General features: G+C 71.1%; 11 protein-coding genes. 3 read left to right on the forward strand and 8 right to left on the reverse strand.

Annotated features, from left to right (window positions below; genetic code table 11):
* Positions 1 to 22: 22 nt before the first annotated feature.
* The 5 genes from ACSHV8_RS04300 to ACSHV8_RS04320 all read right to left on the reverse strand — a co-directional run bounded on the left by ACSHV8_RS04300 (position 23) and on the right by ACSHV8_RS04320 (position 9,820).
* Complete coding sequence (locus tag ACSHV8_RS04300; protein WP_436529585.1) at positions 23 to 1,702, reverse strand: putative bifunctional diguanylate cyclase/phosphodiesterase; 1,680 nt, start codon at positions 1,700 to 1,702, stop codon at positions 23 to 25.
* Positions 1,699 to 2,862, reverse strand: coding sequence for a PAS domain S-box protein (locus ACSHV8_RS04305; protein WP_436529587.1), 1,164 nt, complete (start codon positions 2,860 to 2,862; stop codon positions 1,699 to 1,701). Before ACSHV8_RS04305 ends, ACSHV8_RS04300 begins: the two co-directional genes overlap by 4 nt.
* Before the next feature lie 37 nt (positions 2,863 to 2,899).
* On the reverse strand, positions 2,900 to 4,285 hold the full coding sequence (locus ACSHV8_RS04310; RefSeq protein ID WP_436529589.1) for a family 43 glycosylhydrolase: 1,386 nt from the start codon (positions 4,283 to 4,285) through the stop codon (positions 2,900 to 2,902).
* 11 nt (positions 4,286 to 4,296) lie between these two features.
* Entirely contained in the window at positions 4,297 to 6,759 is a 2,463-nt protein-coding gene (locus tag ACSHV8_RS04315) for an alpha-L-arabinofuranosidase C-terminal domain-containing protein (protein ID WP_436529591.1), read from the reverse strand.
* Positions 6,760 to 6,982: 223 nt separating this feature from the next.
* Positions 6,983 to 9,820 carry an AfsR/SARP family transcriptional regulator gene (locus tag ACSHV8_RS04320; RefSeq protein ID WP_436529593.1) on the reverse strand — a complete coding sequence of 946 codons (2,838 nt, stop codon included), beginning with the start codon at positions 9,818 to 9,820 and terminating at the stop codon, positions 6,983 to 6,985.
* 284 nt (positions 9,821 to 10,104) lie between these two features.
* Here ACSHV8_RS04320 and ACSHV8_RS04325 point away from each other — a divergent pair, with 284 nt between their 5' ends.
* A complete protein-coding gene (locus ACSHV8_RS04325) occupies positions 10,105 to 11,025 on the forward strand; it encodes an EamA family transporter (protein WP_436529595.1) in 921 nt (306 codons plus the stop codon).
* A 631-nt stretch (positions 11,026 to 11,656) separates the two neighbouring features.
* Here the strand turns inward: ACSHV8_RS04325 and ACSHV8_RS04330 are convergent.
* A complete protein-coding gene (locus tag ACSHV8_RS04330) occupies positions 11,657 to 12,409 on the reverse strand; it encodes an AfsR/SARP family transcriptional regulator (RefSeq protein WP_436529597.1) in 753 nt (250 codons plus the stop codon).
* Entirely contained in the window at positions 12,406 to 13,065 is a 660-nt protein-coding gene (locus tag ACSHV8_RS04335; RefSeq protein ID WP_436529599.1) for a hemerythrin domain-containing protein, read from the reverse strand. The genes ACSHV8_RS04330 and ACSHV8_RS04335 overlap by 4 nt, the downstream gene beginning before the upstream one ends.
* Positions 13,066 to 13,289: 224 nt before the next feature.
* On the opposite strand from ACSHV8_RS04335, the gene ACSHV8_RS04340 reads away from it, so the two are divergent.
* Positions 13,290 to 14,228, forward strand: a complete 939-nt coding sequence (locus ACSHV8_RS04340; RefSeq protein ID WP_436529601.1) for a phosphoglycerate dehydrogenase — start codon at positions 13,290 to 13,292, stop codon at positions 14,226 to 14,228.
* Between the two features lie 36 nt (positions 14,229 to 14,264).
* A complete protein-coding gene (locus ACSHV8_RS04345; RefSeq protein ID WP_436529603.1) occupies positions 14,265 to 15,410 on the forward strand; it encodes a sensor histidine kinase in 1,146 nt (381 codons plus the stop codon).
* On the opposite strand, the gene ACSHV8_RS04350 is transcribed toward ACSHV8_RS04345, so the two are convergent.
* On the reverse strand, positions 15,397 to 16,146 hold the full coding sequence (locus ACSHV8_RS04350) for an enoyl-CoA hydratase/isomerase family protein (RefSeq protein WP_436529605.1): 750 nt from the start codon (positions 16,144 to 16,146) through the stop codon (positions 15,397 to 15,399). The genes ACSHV8_RS04345 and ACSHV8_RS04350 overlap by 14 nt on opposite strands.
* Positions 16,147 to 16,384: the final 238 nt, after the last annotated feature.

Below are 16,384 nucleotides of genomic sequence, written 5' to 3' on the forward strand. Positions count from 1 at the left end.
TCACCGCCGTACCCCCGGGAAGTCAGGCGGCCGGGACCAGGGAGCCCACCGGGAGAAGCGGGACCGCCTCGGGTGGGGTCGGGCGGTTGAGGTGGTAGCCCTGCAGGAGGTCGACCCCGGCCCGGGCCAGGTCGGCCGCGGTCGGCTCGTCCTCCACGCCTTCGGCGACCACCTTCATGCCCAGGGATTTGGCGATCGCGATGACCGAGTCGATGATCGTCGCGTGGGCGGCCGACTCGTGCATCTGAACCACGAACGAGCGGTCGATCTTGAGTTCGTCGATGGGCAGGCGGGGGAGCAGGCCGAGTGAGGTGTACCCGGTCCCGAAGTCGTCGATGGCCACCCGCACGCCGCGCAGTCGCAGCTCGGAGAGCTGGGCGGCGACCTCGTCGGGCCGGGTGAGCACCGCGGTCTCGGTGATCTCGACGGTGAGCAGTTCGGCCGGTACCTGTTCCAGCTGCAGCATGGTCAGGATGGTCGGCACGGCCCGGGGCTGGGCCAGGTAGGCGGCGGGCAGGTTGACCGAGACGGGCACGTGGTGACCGGCCCGTTTCCAGACCGCGGCCTGGTGCAGGGCCTCGGCCAGCACCCAGTCGGTGAGTTCGAGGATGACGTCGGAGCGTTCCGCGTCGGGCAGGAACACGCCGGGCGGGAGCAGGCCGCGCTGCGGGTGCTGCCAGCGGACGAGCGCCTCGACGCCGTTCATCTCGCGGGTCACCGCGTCGTGCAGCGGCTGGTAGTGCAGGCGCAGGTGGCCACTCTTCAGGCCGGTGCGCAGTTCGGTGAGCTGGCGCAGGTCGACCCGCTGGGTGGTGTCCAGGCCGGGCGTCCATTCGACGACGCCGGTGCGTTCCTGTTTGGCGCGGCGCATGGCGGCGGCCGCGCGGCGCTGGATGACCTGGATGTCGTGGTGGTCGGCCGGGCTGACCCCGATGCTGACCTCGACGCCGATGGGCAGGCCGTCGATCTGGTGGGGTCCGCGGATGCCGGCGGCGATCTGCCGGCCCATGCTCTGCGCGGTGTGCCCGCCGGGCAGGTCGGTGATCAGCACCAGGAACTGGTCGCCGTCGAGCCGGGCGGCCAGGTTGCCGGTGCCGTGGGCGGCCGTCAGCGCGACCGCGACCCGGTGCAGCAGCAGGTCGGCGCCGTGGTGGCCGAGCACGTCGTTGGCGTCCTGGAACTGGTCCAGGCCGAGGTGCAGCACCGCGACCAGGTCACCGTTGTCGAGGTGACGCTGGCCCTCGGCGGCGATCATGCCGCGGTTGGGCAGGCCGGTGAGCTGGTCGGTGCGGGACAGTTTGGCGTAACGGCCGGCCATGGCGGCCAGCAGGTCCATGATCGGGGCGATGCCGCAGCGGCCGTCCGGCCACAGGACCAGGACCGGTTCCTCGCGTTCGCCGGCCGGCCGGGCCAGGGCCGCCTCGGCGGCGACGTCGATGTCGGTGTCGGCCGGCAGGGCCAGCGATCCGTCGATGACAAGATCCTTGACGGTACGGCGGACGCCCACCGGCGCCGTCGGCATCCGTTCCAGGCGGGCCCGGCTGAGCAGCCGGTGACCGGCCGCGGTCACCACGATCACGGCCGGGGTGTGTTCGTCGCGCCGCAGGATCGTCTCCGCGTCGTGCACGGTCGTGTCGCCGGCCAGCGGCGCGGTCGGCACGGCGAGTTCGCCCAGCTTGCGGGGCAGGCGCGGCGCGTTCACAGCGGCCCGCCGACGGTCCGGTCGAGCAGGATGCCGTCCCACACGGTCGCACCTCCGGGTTCGCGGTGCGGCCGGGCCATGCCGTGCAGCACTCGCCGTCCGCCGTCGCGGCGGATGATGGTGCCTCGCCAGTCCCACGGTTCCAGCGTTTCGGCCGAGTGCCGCACCGACGCCAGGTAGGACTCGCGTTCCTCCTCGGCGATCCGGTCCACGATCTCCCCGGCGGCGGCGGTGACCTCGTCCGGTTCGACGCCGTAGATGTCGCGGCAGGCGTCCGAGACGAACGTGAACCGCGAGCCCTCGGCGTCGATCCGGAACTGGTAGAGCATGCCGGGCGCGTTGTTCACGGTGTTGCGGAAGCGTTCCTCGCCGGCCGCGAGGGCGGCCTCGGTGCGGCGGCGCTCGGTGTCGTCGATGGCGATCGTGCACACGCCGTAGACCGAGCCGTCGGGGTCGGCGAGGGGGACGCGCGTGACGATGTACTCCCGGATCTCGTCGCCGAACGGCAGCTGTTCGAGGACCGTGCGCGCGTTGCCGGTGCCGGTCACCTCGACGTCGTGGGCGCGGCTGCCGGCGGCGATCGCGGCCGGCATCACGTCGTCCTCGCCGCGCCCGACCATGTCGGCCGCGCTGACGTGGAAGACCCGCTCGTACTCGCCGTTGACGAACAGGTAGCGCCCGTCCAGGTCCTTGGCCGAGATCACCGCGGTGGTGTGCTGCAGGATCGCGCTGATCAGCTGGTTGCTGCGCTGCAGGTCCTGCCGGGCCTGATGCCATTCGGTCTGGTCGGAGATGAACGCGGCGAAGCCGGACGGGCCGAGCGAGTCCAGGTTCATGGTGATGTTCAGTTCGGTGCCGTCGCGGTGCACGGCCGGCACCTCGAAACGGTGACCCATGTCCGGCCCGTCGCCGATGGCGACGCGGCGCGCGAATCCGGCGTTGTGCCCGGAGCGCAGTGACGGCGGGACGATGGTGTCGGCCAGCGAGCGGCCGATCACCTCGTCCCGCGGCCAGCCGAACAGGCGCTCGGCGGCCGGGTTCCAGTCCTGGATCAGTCCGGCGCGGTCGACCTGGACGTACGCCAGGGAGCTCGCGTCGACGGCCCGGAACCGGTCGTCGCCGGCCACCGGCTGCTCGCTGATCTGAGGGGCGCTCAACACCCCCGTTTCATCGGGCCGCCGGTGGCCGACCTGAGTGTTAGCTCAGCGTGAACACCGTCCCGCTGGTGCCGGTAGTCACCACGCCGGCCGCGACCCGCAGGTGCACGGCCGGGTCGGCGACCGTGCGGATGGTTACGCCACCACGGGCCGGTACCCGGCGGACCGGCGTGCCGGTCGGGTCGAGGACCACCGAGGTGCCGTCGATCCGTACGAAAAGTGAAGGTTGATCGACCGACTGGATGAGCCCGTCGTCGGTGAAGCGGAACTGGGTGGCCCCCAGATCCCGCGGCGCCGGAGCGACCTGGACGGCCGCGCCCACGTGGTGCACGAAGGCGTTTCCGCTGCTGAGACGCACGATTGGGCCACCGTCGCCGACCGGGACGCCGAACAGCGGGGTCCCGTCCGGGTGCCAGTAGAGCTTCTGCACCCGGGTGTGCCGGTTCGGGTCGTAGAGCGGGTCGCCGGTGATCTGCTTGTAGTCGCGGGCGTGGTAGACCAGCACGTCGGTCTTCCCGTCCTCGGCCACCGTGAACGAGTTGTGCCCGGGACCCCACCGCTTGGTGGCGTCGTTGCTGACGAAGATCGGGTCGGGGCTCTTCACCCAGCTCGCCCGGTCCAGCAGGTCCGACCCGGCGTCGGCGGTCAACAGGCCCATGCAGTAGTTGGCGTCGGTCGCGCTGGCCGAGAAGGTCAGGAACACCCGCCCGTTGCGGATGATCACGGCCGGGCCCTCGTTGACCCGGTAGCCCTGGACCTCCCAGCTCCTGGTGGGCGTGGTGAGCCGGGTCGGCTTGCTCTTGAGCGTCCACGGGTTGGCCAGCTCGGCGATGTAGACGCTGGAGTTGGCCACGATCTCCGGCTCGCTCTGCGCCCACAGCAGGTACTGCCGCCCACGATGGCTGAACACGGTGGCGTCCAGCGCGAAGCTGTCCCACTCCAGGGCGATCTCACCCTTCACCGACCAGCCGGCGGGGTCCATCGGATCATCAAGAGCCGATTCGAGTACGAACGGACGGATGTGCCAGATGTCGTTCGCGTCGCTGTTGGTGAAGTAGATGTACCACTTCCCGCCGATGCGGTGGATCTCCGGCGCCCAGACGAAGCCGCCCATCTTGCCGCTCGACGGGCGCGTCCAGACGGTGGTCTCGGCGGCGTCGGTCAGCCCGGCCAGGGTCGGCGAGCTGCGCAGCACGATCCGGTCGTACTCCGGGACCGACCCGGTGAAGTAGTACTTCCCGTTGTGGCGCTGACTGATGAACGGGTCCGCCCGCTGACTGACCAGCGGCTGGGTGGTCGGCACGCCGTAGATCTCGGCGTCGCTGCGCACCGGGTCGGCGTGCGGGGCGCCCTCGGCGCCGGCGGGCAGGACGACGGCGAGCGTGCCCAGGGCGGCGCCGCCGGTCAGCAAAGTCCGACGATTCATGATCGGGCTCCTCATCGGGTCCGGATGCGCAGGAAGGTGATCGAGTTCGCCGGGAACTCGCGGGTGAAGCTCGACGAGACGCCCTTGATCGTGCTGGTCACGGGCAGGATCGGCTCGGCCGTACGGGTGTTCTGCTCGCCCGGGTCACCGGCCAGGACGGTCATCCTCGCGGTGCTCGCGACCTTGCGCTTACCGAGGTCGATCTTCGTGACCGCGGCGGTGTCCTGCGCGTTCACGACCTTGACGATCAGCTCGCCGGTCTTCGTGTCGGTGGTCACGACCTGCGCGAACGGCTCGGTCACGGCGTTGTCGTCGAAACTGCCCCACTCGGCGCCGTCCAGGTACAGGGTGACCTTGGTGCCACGGACGGAGACCTTCAGGTCGTACGTCTGACCGGTTTTGATCGTGTTGGGTTTGGTCAGGATCTGCTCCTTGGCCGACGTGATGCCCTTCTCGACCGCACCCTGCGTGTTGTTCCAGCCGCCCAGGTTCCACCAGTAGAAGTTGCCGGTGTCCTGGATGCCGAACGCCACCAGGAAGCCCTCGGCGCCGGCCTGCTTGGTCGCCTTGAGCGTGTAGTCGTAGTCGGTGTCGGTGATAGTCGCCGCCTTGACCATGGTGTCCTCGGTGTCGGTGGTCGTCTGGGCGTAGCCACCGTTGCTGACCGTCCAGTTGCCGCGCGGCTGCACCGCGGTCCAGCCGTCGGCGTTGCCGTCGCCGAAGTCGTCGGCGAAGATCGTCGAGCCGTCCGGCCGGGTCACCTTGACGTCGTCGTAGGTGGCCGCGGTCCGCCAGGTCGAGAGCCCGATCGCGCCGGTGATCGGCTTGGGCTGGACCACGCCGCCGCCGCTGACCGTGCTCGGCACGACCCGGTCGCCGACGTTGGTCATGAACAGCTTCTGCGTCTGGTAGCTGGTCGAACCCCACGACTCGTCGTTGTCGAACCAGATCATGTCCGGTTTCCACTGGACGTTGTCGATGTTGGCCAGCAGCGGCGCGTAGGACGCCATCTTCACGACGTCGGCGTTGCGCTCCAGGCCCGTCATGTAGGCGGCCTCGGCCAGCGAGTTGGCGAACTTGGCGTCCAGAGAGGCATATTCGCCGAGGAAAACCTTCGGACCATTTCTGTCGTACGAGTCGTAACGCGCGTTGTTCTGCAGGAACCAGGACGGGCTGTTGTAGTAGTGCTCGTCCACCATGTCCGTACCGTTGGCCTTGTTCTTGGCCCACAGGTTGTCGAACGTGGTGCCCTGGTCATCCGGGCCGGAGTTGCTGACGACGGTGAAGTCCGGGTACTTCGCCTTGATCGCGGCCTCGAACTTCACGAAGTTGGCCCAGTACTGGTCGGGCAGGTTCTCCTCGTTGCCGACGGCGACCGTGGTCAGCCCGAACGGCTTCGGGTGGCCCATCTGCGCGCGGACCTTGCCCCAGGTCGAGGTGACCGGCCCGTTGGCGAACTCGATCAGGTCGAGCGCGTCCTGGACGTGCCGCTGCAGCAGCGCGTCGTCCACCGTGGCCCGGTTCTGCCCACAACCCGTGACCAGGGCGGGCAGCACCGGTAGGGGCATCGCGCCGATGTCCTCGGCGAACTGGAAGTACTCGTAGTAGCCCAGACCGTAGGACTGGTTGTAGCCCCAGAAGTTCTTGTTCGTCGCGCGGGTCTCGACCGGCCCGACGGTGTCCTTCCACTGGTAGGCCCGGGCGCGCGGGTAGTTGTCGGCCGCGTCGTAGGAGTACATGCTGCCGGTGTTGACCAGGCAGCCGCCGGGGAAGCGGACGAAGCCCGGCTTCAGGGCGGCGATCTTCTCGGCCAGGTCGTCGCGCAGGCCGTTGGCGCGGCCCTTGTAGGTGTCGCGGGGGAACAGCGAGACCTCGTCGATCTTGACCGGCGCGGCGCTCGTGACGGTGAGCCGGCCCTTGTCGGTGGTGGTGGTCGCCTTGAGGACGCCGGTGTATTTCTTCCAGGCGTCGCCGGTGGCGGCGATCGTGATCGGCTGCGCGCCGGTCAGCGTGACCGCCAGCGACGCGGTGCCCCGGATCCACACCGAGAAGTCGTATCGGTCGCCCTTCCTGGTGGCGATACCGCTGTTGTAGCCGGCGTTGGTCACGCTGCCGTTCAGCGACAGGTAGTTGCGGTTGCGGTCGTTGAGCCGCTGGTCGTCGTTCACGACGGTGGCGCTGCCGCCGGCGGTCCAGGCGGTGAGACCGGTGAAGCCGGTCGCGTCGGTGGCGTTGAACTCGAACGAGCGGTTGCGGACCAGTTCGGCGTAGAGACCGCCGTCGGCCGCGTAGTTGATGTCCTCGAAGAAGACGCCGTACTGCTGTTTCGACAGCTGGGCGCCGGTCGCGGCCGGACCGACGTTGATCGTGTAGTCCGGTTCGACGGCCTGCGCCGAGACCGGCGGCGCGACCGCCAGCGGCAGGGAGACCAGGACGGCTACCGCGCCGACCAGGCGTGATCTGTTTTTGGGCATGCGGGGTCCTCCGGTGCGGGGTGGAGACGCAACGTGGATGTATCGGGGATGTTTCGTTACGGGGCGGTAGGCAATGTGTACGCAAACATCGATAGCGCTGTCAAGAGCGCGCCGTCGATGTCCTGCCAGGCGAAACTTGAGGCCTGGTGCTCATGCCGGTCTCTTGTTAGCGTTAACGCAAGCCGTCGGCGATCGATCTATTAGGACGGTTTCCTGTCGAAGATCAGCGCTGCGCCGGAGCCGCTTTCAAGATCCGTTCCCGGCGTACGAGATCCGGGTATCGCGCCGTCCGCAGCAGCACCGTGACCTCGTCGCGCACGCGCTCGGCCCGCGCGTGGTCGCCCGCCTCGACCAGGATCGAGTAGAGCACGATCAGCGGATCGATCCGCAGGTCGTGGGAGGTGCCGTACAGCTCGGTGGCCTTCTCGCAGAGCTCGGTCGCGGCGGCCAGCTCGCCGCACGCCTGATGGAAGAGCGCCAGCTGCAGCACCGCGGTCGCCTCGCCCTGCGCGTTACCGGCCCGCCGGTGCAGCTCGGCGCTCTCCTCGAAATAGCGGCGCGCGGTCGCCCGCCCGTCCGGCTGGAAGAAGTGGTACCAGGCGATCGGGTGCAGCGCGTTGGCCAGCTCGATCCGCGCCGACACGTGCTCGACCAGGCGGTAGTTCTCCACCGCCTCCCGGGCGAACGGATACGCCAGCAGCGCGTGCTCCCGGGTCGGTATCTCGGTCGTGGAGACGTACGTGGTGGCCAGCCCGAGCAGCCCGTGCGCCAGCCGATGCCGGTCACCGGTCTCCCGGCCCACCTCGACCGTCCGCTCCAGGTAGGGCCGCGCCCGTTCGGCCTGGTTGAGCCGCAGGTACCCCCGGCCGACCAGGAACGTGAGGAAACCGACCCACCAGCGCTCGCCGGCCTGCTCGGCCCACTCCAGGGCGTACGAGCAGAGGGTGAACGAGTCCTCCACATACGACCGGACGTCCTGCTGGTAAGGGGCCACGGTCCAGATCAGCGGGCCGAGATAGCGCTGCCGGGACGCCGCCCGGCAGGTCTCGGCCAGTGCCATGATGTTCTCGTACTCGGCGTCCATCCAGGCCAGGGCGCGCTCGCCGTCCGGGAACCGGTCGACGACGACGTCCGGCGGCTTCGGGCCGACCCGGTCCGGCCGCCGGTACGACAGATACGCCTGCATCACGTGATCGGCCGTGTGCAGGTGGTACTCGACCAGCTTGCGCAGCACCGCGTCCCGCGCGGCCGGGGAATCGGCGATCCCGGCCAGCTCGACCGCGTAGCCCCGCAGCAGGTCGTGGTACGCGAACCGGCCCGGCCGCCGCTCGTTGAGCAGATGCGCGTCACACAGCTCGTGCAGCAGCGATCGCGTCACCGCCCGGTCGCGGCCGGCCACGTTCACGGCCGCGGCCAGGGCGACCTCCGGGCCCGGGTGCAGCGCCAGATGCCGGAACAACTCGGCCGCCGGGGCGGTCAGACGGCGGTACGACCAGGAGAAGATCGCCCGCACGTACGCGTCCAGGCCGTCCTCCTCGGACAGCTCCTCGGCGACCGTGGCCAGGGTGAACCCGGGCCGGCCGGCGATCCGCCCGCACACCACGGCCAGCGCCAGCGGCAGACCGCCGCAGCGGGCCACGATCGCGTCCCGGGCATCCGGCTCGCCGTCGGTCAGCTCCGCGCCCAGCCGCCGGGACAGGTAGGCCCGGGCCTCGTCGTCGCTGAACCCGTCCAGCGGCACGGCCAGCGCGCCGTCCTCGACGACCAGGCCGCCGAGCCGATGACGGCTGGTCACCACGACCACGCAACCGTCCGCGCCGGGCAGCAGCGGGCGGACCTGACCGGCATCCCGGGCGTTGTCCAGCACCAGCAGCATCCGCCGGCCGGCCAGCACACTGCGGAACAGCGCGGTGCGGTCGGGCTCGCCCGGCGGGATCTGATGATCCGGCACACCCAGCGCCCCGAGGAAGCCGAGCAGCACGTCACCGGGCGGGACCGGGGCGTCCTCCGGGCCGTAACCCCGCAGATCGGCGTAGAGCTGACCGTCCGGGTAACGGTCCGCGACCTGGTGGGCCCAGCGCACGGCCAGGGTCGTCTTGCCGACCCCGCCGACCCCGCTGATCACCACCAGCGGCGTCCCGTCCGGAGCGGCGGCGTGCCGGCCCAACTCGGCCAGCTCGGCCTCACGCGCGGCGAACGTCGCCGGGGACCGGGGAAGCTGCGCCGGACGTACGGGAAAATGGTCCTGATCGGTCTCGGGCAGACCGAAGCGCAACTCCTCGGCCAGGCGCTCGTGACACTGCTCCAGGATGGCGCGCTCCAGACCGGCCAGCGCGGGCTCCGGCTCCAGCCCCAGCTCGTCGGCGAGATGCCGGCGGTGACGGCGCAGCACGTCGAGCGCCTCGGCCGACCGCTGCGCCGCCCACAACGCCACCGCCCACAACCGCCACGCCTGCCCGCGCAACGGATCGGACTCGGCCAGCGCCTGCGCCGACGGCACCGCCTCACCGAGCCGGCCCAGCACCAGCAGACACACCACGATCCGCTGGGACAGCACGATCCGGGCCTCGGCCAGCCGGGCCGTCACCGGCCGCACCCACTGCTCGTCGGCGAACTGCTCGTACGGCGTCCCGCGCCAGACCGCGTCGGCCTCCCGCAACAACCGCAGCGCCGACTCGGCCCCCGCCCGGGACAGGCCCTGCGGGCGCATGTCCTGGATCTGCCGCAGGATCCGCTCGGCCCGCCACGCGTCGACCGACCGGGGATCCAGCCGCAGCGCATAACCGGCACCCTCACTGACCAGGACCCGGGCGGCGGCGCGAGGCGGACGGTCCGGCTCCAGGAGGCGGCGCAGCCGCGAGACGTACGCCTGCAACGAGGCCAGCGGGCGTGGCGGCGGATTGTCGCCCCACAACTGATCGACGAGCCGATCGACCGGCACGACCTGGCCCTCGGCGGCCACCAGCATGGCCAGGACGGCCTGCTGCTGATGCCCGCCCAGCGCGATCGGGCGGTCGCCGTCGAAGGCTTCCACCGGGCCGAGCACGCGGATCTCGATCATGCGAGCTGGTTTCTGTGCACGGGATCGATCACTCCACGTAATCAGTGAGCTCCCGCCTCCGGGGTGCCGGGGAAGCGCTCGGGCGGAGTTCCGGAACTGACGCAGGGTTACCGCGTTCCGGCGATCTTAAGCGTTTACCTGAGTCGAATTCGTTTCGCGGGCGGGTGTCGTCGGCAACGCGACAGACTTCCGGCCCCGGCGTTTGGCCGCCGTCAATCACCTGTCGAGGGCCATGACCGGTAATCAGGGCGAGTCTTCCGGATCGAACGGGGAGTGACGGAACAGTGGCATGGACGATGGCGCTCGCCGCCGTGGCGGCCGGGGCGTGGGGCTGCTCCGACTTCCTGGCCGGGTGGGGAGCGCGGCGATTTCCGGTACGGACCGTGCTCATCGGATCGAAGGTGACCGGGCTCGTGCTGGGGCTGTCGTTCCTGGTGTTCGCCGGATTCGGGGCCGACCGGCGGCTGCTGGGGGTCACCGCGGTGGCCGGGATCGTGGGGATTCCGGCGATGGGGCTGCTCTACTGGGCGATGCGGGACGGAACCCTGGCCGTGGTGGCGCCGGTCGCGGCCGGGGCGGCGCTGGTGCCGGTGGGGTGGGGGCTGGCGCACGGGGAACATCTGGGGGCCGGGGGAGTGGTCGGGGCGGTGGCGGCGCTGGCCGGGATCACGCTGGTGAGCTGGCCGGCCCCTCGACCCCGGCCGGCCCTCATCGGCTCACCGTCGGTCGGGGGTGGGGTGGCGGTGGTGGAACGGGCACCGGTTCGGTCGGAGAAGTCCGGGCGGGGTGCGGCGAGGTGGTGTGCGGCCGGGGCCGCCGTCGGATTCGGGGCCTATTTCGTGCTGCTCCATGAAGCGTCGGCTGCGGAACCGTATGTCGCGACGGCCTACTGCCGGGTTTTCGGTGGGCTCGCGGCCCTGGTCCTGGCCCTGCTCTGGCGCGGAACCGGGCCGGCGGCCGGGCGGGTCGCGCTCGGTGGCCGGCTTGCCGTCCCGATCGCCGTGGGCACACTGGAGAGCCTGGCCGACGGGGCATTCGCGCTGGCCGCGTCGGTCGGGGCGCTCGGGGCGGCTGCGGTGCTGGCCTCGCTCTACCCGGCGGTCACCGTGCTGCTGAACACCGCGATCCTGCGCGAACGCCTCCCGGCCGTCCACCTCTGCGGAGTCCTGAGCGCCCTGGCCGGTGTCGCCTGCCTCGCCACCTGACCCGCCCACAGCGCCCAGCCGGCACCAAGAGCCGCCTCGAACCCCCTTGAGCCACCCTCAGCCCCAGCCGCCAGGTCGCAGCTGGCGCCGAGGGTTGTCCCGGCGGCTCGGGGCAGCCGTGAGTGCCAGCTGCCAGGTCGCGGCTGGTGCTGAGGGTTGTTCCGGCGGCTTGGAGTAGCCGTGAGTGCCAGCTGCCAGGTCGCGGCTGGTGCTGAGGGTTGTTCCGGCCGCTCGGAGTAGTCGTGAGCGCCAGCTGAGACCCGTCGGCTGGTGCTGAGGGTTGTCTTCGGGGCGTTGAAACGACCCTCAGCGCCAGCCGGGAGCCGGCGGCGGGGCGCGGCCTTGGGTGGCGCGGCCTTGGGTGGCGCGGCCTCGGGTGGCGCGGCGCGGGACGGGGTGGCGCGGCCTCGGGACGGGGTGGCGCGGCGTCGGGGTGGGGTGGTGTGGTGCGGGGCTGGGTTGCGGATGCGCGGAAGGCCGGCACCGGGTGGGGCCGGCCTTCCGCGGTCGGGGTGGGGAGGTGTGCGGGGCTTCCGCGGTCGGGGGTTGGTGGGGACGGGGCGGGGGTTAGTCGCGGTCGCTCCGCTGCGCGAAGCGGAACTGATCGGGAGTAAGCAGGTCCACTTCCGGGTCAGGCGGGGACGGGGGCGCCGAGGAGGATGCGCTGGTGGAGGTGGCGGAGCTCCGGGGTGGGGTCGACGCCCAGCTCGTCGGCGAGCAGGCGGCGGACCTGGCGGTAGTGCGCCAGCGCGTCGGCCGTGCGCCCGCTGCGGTACAGGGCGGTCATCAGCAGGGCGTGGCAGCGCTCCCGCAACGGGTCCTCGGCGACCAGCGCGCGCAGTTCGGCGATGGCCTCGGCGTAGCCGCCCAGGTCGACGGTGAGGGCGACCAGGTCGAGCGTGGCACCGCGGCAGAGTTCCAGGAGGCGGGCGCGCTGGCCTTCGACGTAGCCGCCGGCCGCGCCGGCCAGCGGGGTGCCCCGGTGCAGGCCGACCGCCGCCCGTAACGCGGATGCCGCCGCCCGTTTGTCGCCGCGGCGCAATGCTTCGGTGGCGGTCACCGCGTACTGCTGGAAGATCTGCACGTCGACGGAGCCGGGCGGCGCGGTGAGCACGTATCCGCCGCCGATCCAGTCGATGCGGACGCCGTCGCGGAAGCAGAGCAGGCGGCGCAGGCGGGACAGGTACGTGCGCACGGTCGCGACCGCCGAGCTCGGCGGGTCGACCGGCCAGATCGCGTCGACGAGCTCGTCGACGGTGGTCAGCAGGCCTTCGCGGAGCAGCAGGACGGTGAGCGCGGTGCGCTGCTGCGGTGAGCCGAGCGGCACCTCACGGTCGTCGCGCCAGGCGCGGACCGGGCCCAGCAGGGCGAACGCGACCGTCACGCGGCCACCCCGCGGACCGACGCGCGCCAGTTGCGGTACTGCCTGGCGCCGATCAGTTTCCAGGCGATCCGGCCGGCCAGGGGAACCTTCTTCATGAACTCGGTGCGTTCCTCCGGGGTGGCCTCCTCGAGGATCGCGCCGAGGGCCAGGAACACCCGGTCCTTGGGCAGGCCCTCCAGGCCGTTCTTGCCGACCAGTTCCCACTCGGGAAGGCTGAGGTGCTCCTCGACCAGGGGCATGACCAGGGTTTCCTCGTCGGCCAGGTGATCCTGCAGGACCCGCTGGTGTTCGGCGAACGCGATGACCAGGTCGTCCCGGTCGACCTCGCCGGCGCCGTGCTCCCAGCGGGCCAGCAGTTCCTGGATCACGCTCAGCGTGCCGTCCAGGGCTTCGTGCTGCTTCTCCATCGTGGTCACCAGGTCGTCGTGGACCCGGGCGCGTTCGTGCAGCAGCGGCCAGATCAGTTCGTCCTCGCCGCTGTGGTGGTGATGCAGGCCGCCGATGTACTCGCGCACGACGCCGGCCAGTTGCCGCGCCCGGGCGACGTCTCCGGTCCGGACCGCGCCGACGTACTGCTGCAACTGGGCCGCTTCGCGCCGGAACACCCGATGAATCATGACCATTTCCCGGGTGTACGGCGTGCTCGTGCCAGGCAAGAGGTGCTCCTTGATCAGACTGGTGGAATGTTGCGCACGCAGTCTCCGCCCGAGCACTTGACTGTCACTTGCATCGAGATTGCCGGCCGACCCATCACAAACGTCATTGACATTCCCTGCCGAGACGAGCCGCCGTGGTGTGATCCGGGCCGCCGGCGGTCATCGTGACCTGGCGCGCCGACGGCGGCCCGGTCGGCAGTTGATCTGGCCGCTTTAATGGGCGGATGAAGGTTCTGCTGCCCGACTCCGTGGAACTCGACGTCGCGTTGCCGGCCGGCGTCACCGGTGTCACCTACGCGATCGGCGTGCCCGTCCCCGACGAGCACGCCGACGCGGAGGTGCTGGTCGTCTGGGGCAACCCGCCGGACCAGCTCGCCGACGCGGCGCGGCGACTGACCCGGCTGCGCTGGGTGCAGTCGCTGGCCGCCGGGCCGGACGCGGTGCTGCAGGCCGGCTTCGATCCGGGGATCGTGGTCACGGCCGGGCTCGGGCTGCACGACAAGACGGTCGCCGAGCACACCCTGGCCCTGCTGCTGGCCGCCGCCCGCCGGCTCAACCTGCTGGTCCGGGCCCAGATCGGGCATCGCTGGGCGGGCGAGCTGGGCGGCCTGCAACCGGTCAAGGACAACAATTGCTTCCGTACGTTGCGGGACGCGCACGTCGTGATCTGGGGCTTCGGCGGGATCGCGGCGACCCTGGCGCCGCTGTTGACGGCGCTCGGCGCTCGCGTCACCGGCGTGGCCCGCAGCGCCGGGGAGCGGCACGGCTTCCCGGTCGTGACCGACACGGAACTGCCGGAGCTGCTGCCGACCGCCGATGTGCTCGTCTCGATCCTCCCGGCGACCGCTGAGACCGTACGGAAATTGAATGAATCTGTTCTTGATCTTCTGCCGTCGCACGCCTGGGTCGTGAACGTCGGCCGGGGCAGCACGCTCGACGAGGATGCCCTGCTCAGGGCGCTGCGGTCGGGGCGGATCGCCGGGGCCGCGCTCGATGTCTTCGAGACCGAGCCGCTCCCGGCGACGTCCGGACTGTGGGACGAGGCCAACGTGATCATCACGCCGCACGCGGCCGGCGGACGTCCGCTGGGGGCGGCTGCGCTGATCGAGGAAAACCTGGCCGCGTTCCGTGAGGGTCGCTCCCTGCGGAACCGGGTCGCCTAGTTTGACCATGTAAAACAGATCGGACCTACGCGGCTGATGGGGACCGGGCCACGCGCGGCGGCCCGGCAGTCCGGCGTGCTGCTGAGCCTGGCCGCGGCGCTGGCCCTGCTGGGCATTCTGAACAGTCCGGACATGGTCCGGCGGCTGTTGCTGGTCGCCGCCTGCGACGCGGCGCTGGCTCTGGTGGCGTTCCTGTTGCCGTGGCAGCGGACCGGACGATACTCCCCGGCGGTGCTCGGGCTGGCCGGGTTCGCGGTGCTCGGGCTCTCGACCTGGTCGTTCGGTGGGGTGGCGGCCGGGACCGGGCCGTTCCTGGTGCTGCTGTACGCGTGGGCGGCGCTGCACTTCCCGCGGTGGATCCTGCTGGCCTACGTGGCGCCGGCGACGCTGGCCTACCTGCTGCCGCTGATCATTACCGGGCAGCCGCCGCTGATCCTCGGGAGCGCGGCGATCCTCATGCCGGTGGCCCTGGCGGTGGCCCTGCTGATCGAGGCGCAGGCCCGGCATCTGCGGGACGACCGGGAACGGCTGGCCCGGATCGAGCGGTGGCGGTCGGCGATGGTGAACACGCTGGCGCACGACGTGCGGGGGCCGTTGAGCTCGGTGCAGATCGTGCTGGACGAGCTGCGGGAGGATGCGTCCGGGGTGGAGGCCGGGATGCTGGACATGGCGTTGCGGCAGACGGCGCGGATCAATCGGCTGGCCGATGCGCTGCTGGACGCGCAGCGGATCGACAGTTCGGGGCGGTTGAAGCTGGATCGGCAGGAGCATCCGGCCGGGGTGCTGGTGCGGGACGCGTTGACGTATCTGCGGCCGGACGAGGACATCCGGGTCGAGGTGGATCCGTCCTTGACGATTTACGTCGACAAGCAACGCTTTGAGCAGATCTTGCTCAATTTATGCACCAACGCCCTACGGTACGGGAAAGCGCCGGTGGTGATCAGAATCGGGCGGGACGGCGGGGTCGATCGGCTCGAGGTCCGTGATCACGGGGCGGGGATCCCGGAAGGGTTGCGGGACTCGCTGTTCGGGCAGTTCGCGGTGGGCGGGCCAGAAGGGGTAGGCCTCGGCCTGTGGATCGTGCGGCAGTTCGCCCTGGCCCACGGGGGTGAGGCGGTGGCCGAACACCGCGATCCCGGGGTGGCGATGGTGGTGACCTTCCCCGTGCTCACTCGTCCTTGAAGACGGGACTGCGGCGGGCGAGGCTGGCCGCGATGCCCTCGGCCGCGTCCTTCGACGCCCAGTGCACCTTCTGCTCGGCCAGCTCATGATCGAGCGCCGCCCGCACCCGCCCGGCCAGATCCCCGCGCAGCGTCGCCCGGATCGACCGCACCGCCGCCGGTGCCGAAGCCGCGACCTCCAGCGCGAGCGCCCGTGCCGTCTCCCGGACCCGCCCCGGCTCGGCCAGCCGATCGGCCAGCCCGATCCGGAACGCCTCCTCGCCACCCACCCGCCGCGCGGTCAGCAGCATGTCGGTCGCCCGCTGCCGCCCGACCAGCTCCGGAAGCGTCACGCTGAGCCCGAACCCCTGATGGAACCCGAGCTTCGCGAAATTCGCCACGAACCGCGAACCCGCCTCGGCCACCCGGAAATCCGCCGCACAGGCCAGCCCGAGCCCACCCCCGACCGCCGTCCCCTGCACCGCCGCCACGATCGGTTTCCGCACGTCGAACAGTTGGACGGCCCGCCGGTACAGCCGCGCCGCCGCATCCACATGATCCGCCGCGAAATCCCCGCCGCCGAAATCCGCCCCGGCACAGAAATGCTTCCCCTCCGACGCCAGCAGAATCACGCGGCAGCCCGGATCCGCGTCGAACGCCCGCGCCGCATCGACGATCCCGCCGATCAGCGCCTCGTCGAAGTGGTTGGCCGGTGGCCGCCGCATCTCCAGCAGCGCCACCCCGTCGTCAACCGTCACAGAAAGATCCACAAAACCGAACCCTAAACCCCTTTGCCGTACGTGGTGAGCCCGCCGTCGCGCCGCCCGTCGCCTGTTGCCGCCCGCCGTCGCCCGCTGCCACCTGTTGCCGCCCGCCGTCGCCCGCTGCCACCTGTTGCCGCCCGCCATCGCCCGCTGCTGCCTGTTGCCGTCTGCCGCCCGCTGCCGCCCGGTCCGCCGCTGCTCCGCCGTGCTGCCCGTCGCCCGGCCCCGCGCC

Source organism: Actinoplanes sp. HUAS TT8 (assembly GCF_051380535.1).
GTDB lineage: Bacteria > Actinomycetota > Actinomycetes > Mycobacteriales > Micromonosporaceae > Actinoplanes.

Excerpts from the sequence above, each read along its gene's own strand:
- ACSHV8_RS04310 (WP_436529589.1), bottom strand. The coding sequence starts at position 4,285 with ATGAATCGTCGGACTTTGCTGACCGGCGGCGCCGCCCTGGGCACGCTC.
- ACSHV8_RS04315 (WP_436529591.1), bottom strand. The coding sequence starts at position 6,759 with ATGCCCAAAAACAGATCACGCCTGGTCGGCGCGGTAGCCGTCCTGGTC.
- ACSHV8_RS04320 (WP_436529593.1), bottom strand. The coding sequence starts at position 9,820 with ATGATCGAGATCCGCGTGCTCGGCCCGGTGGAAGCCTTCGACGGCGAC.
- ACSHV8_RS04340 (WP_436529601.1), top strand. The coding sequence starts at position 13,290 with ATGAAGGTTCTGCTGCCCGACTCCGTGGAACTCGACGTCGCGTTGCCG.
- ACSHV8_RS04345 (WP_436529603.1), top strand. The coding sequence starts at position 14,265 with ATGGGGACCGGGCCACGCGCGGCGGCCCGGCAGTCCGGCGTGCTGCTG.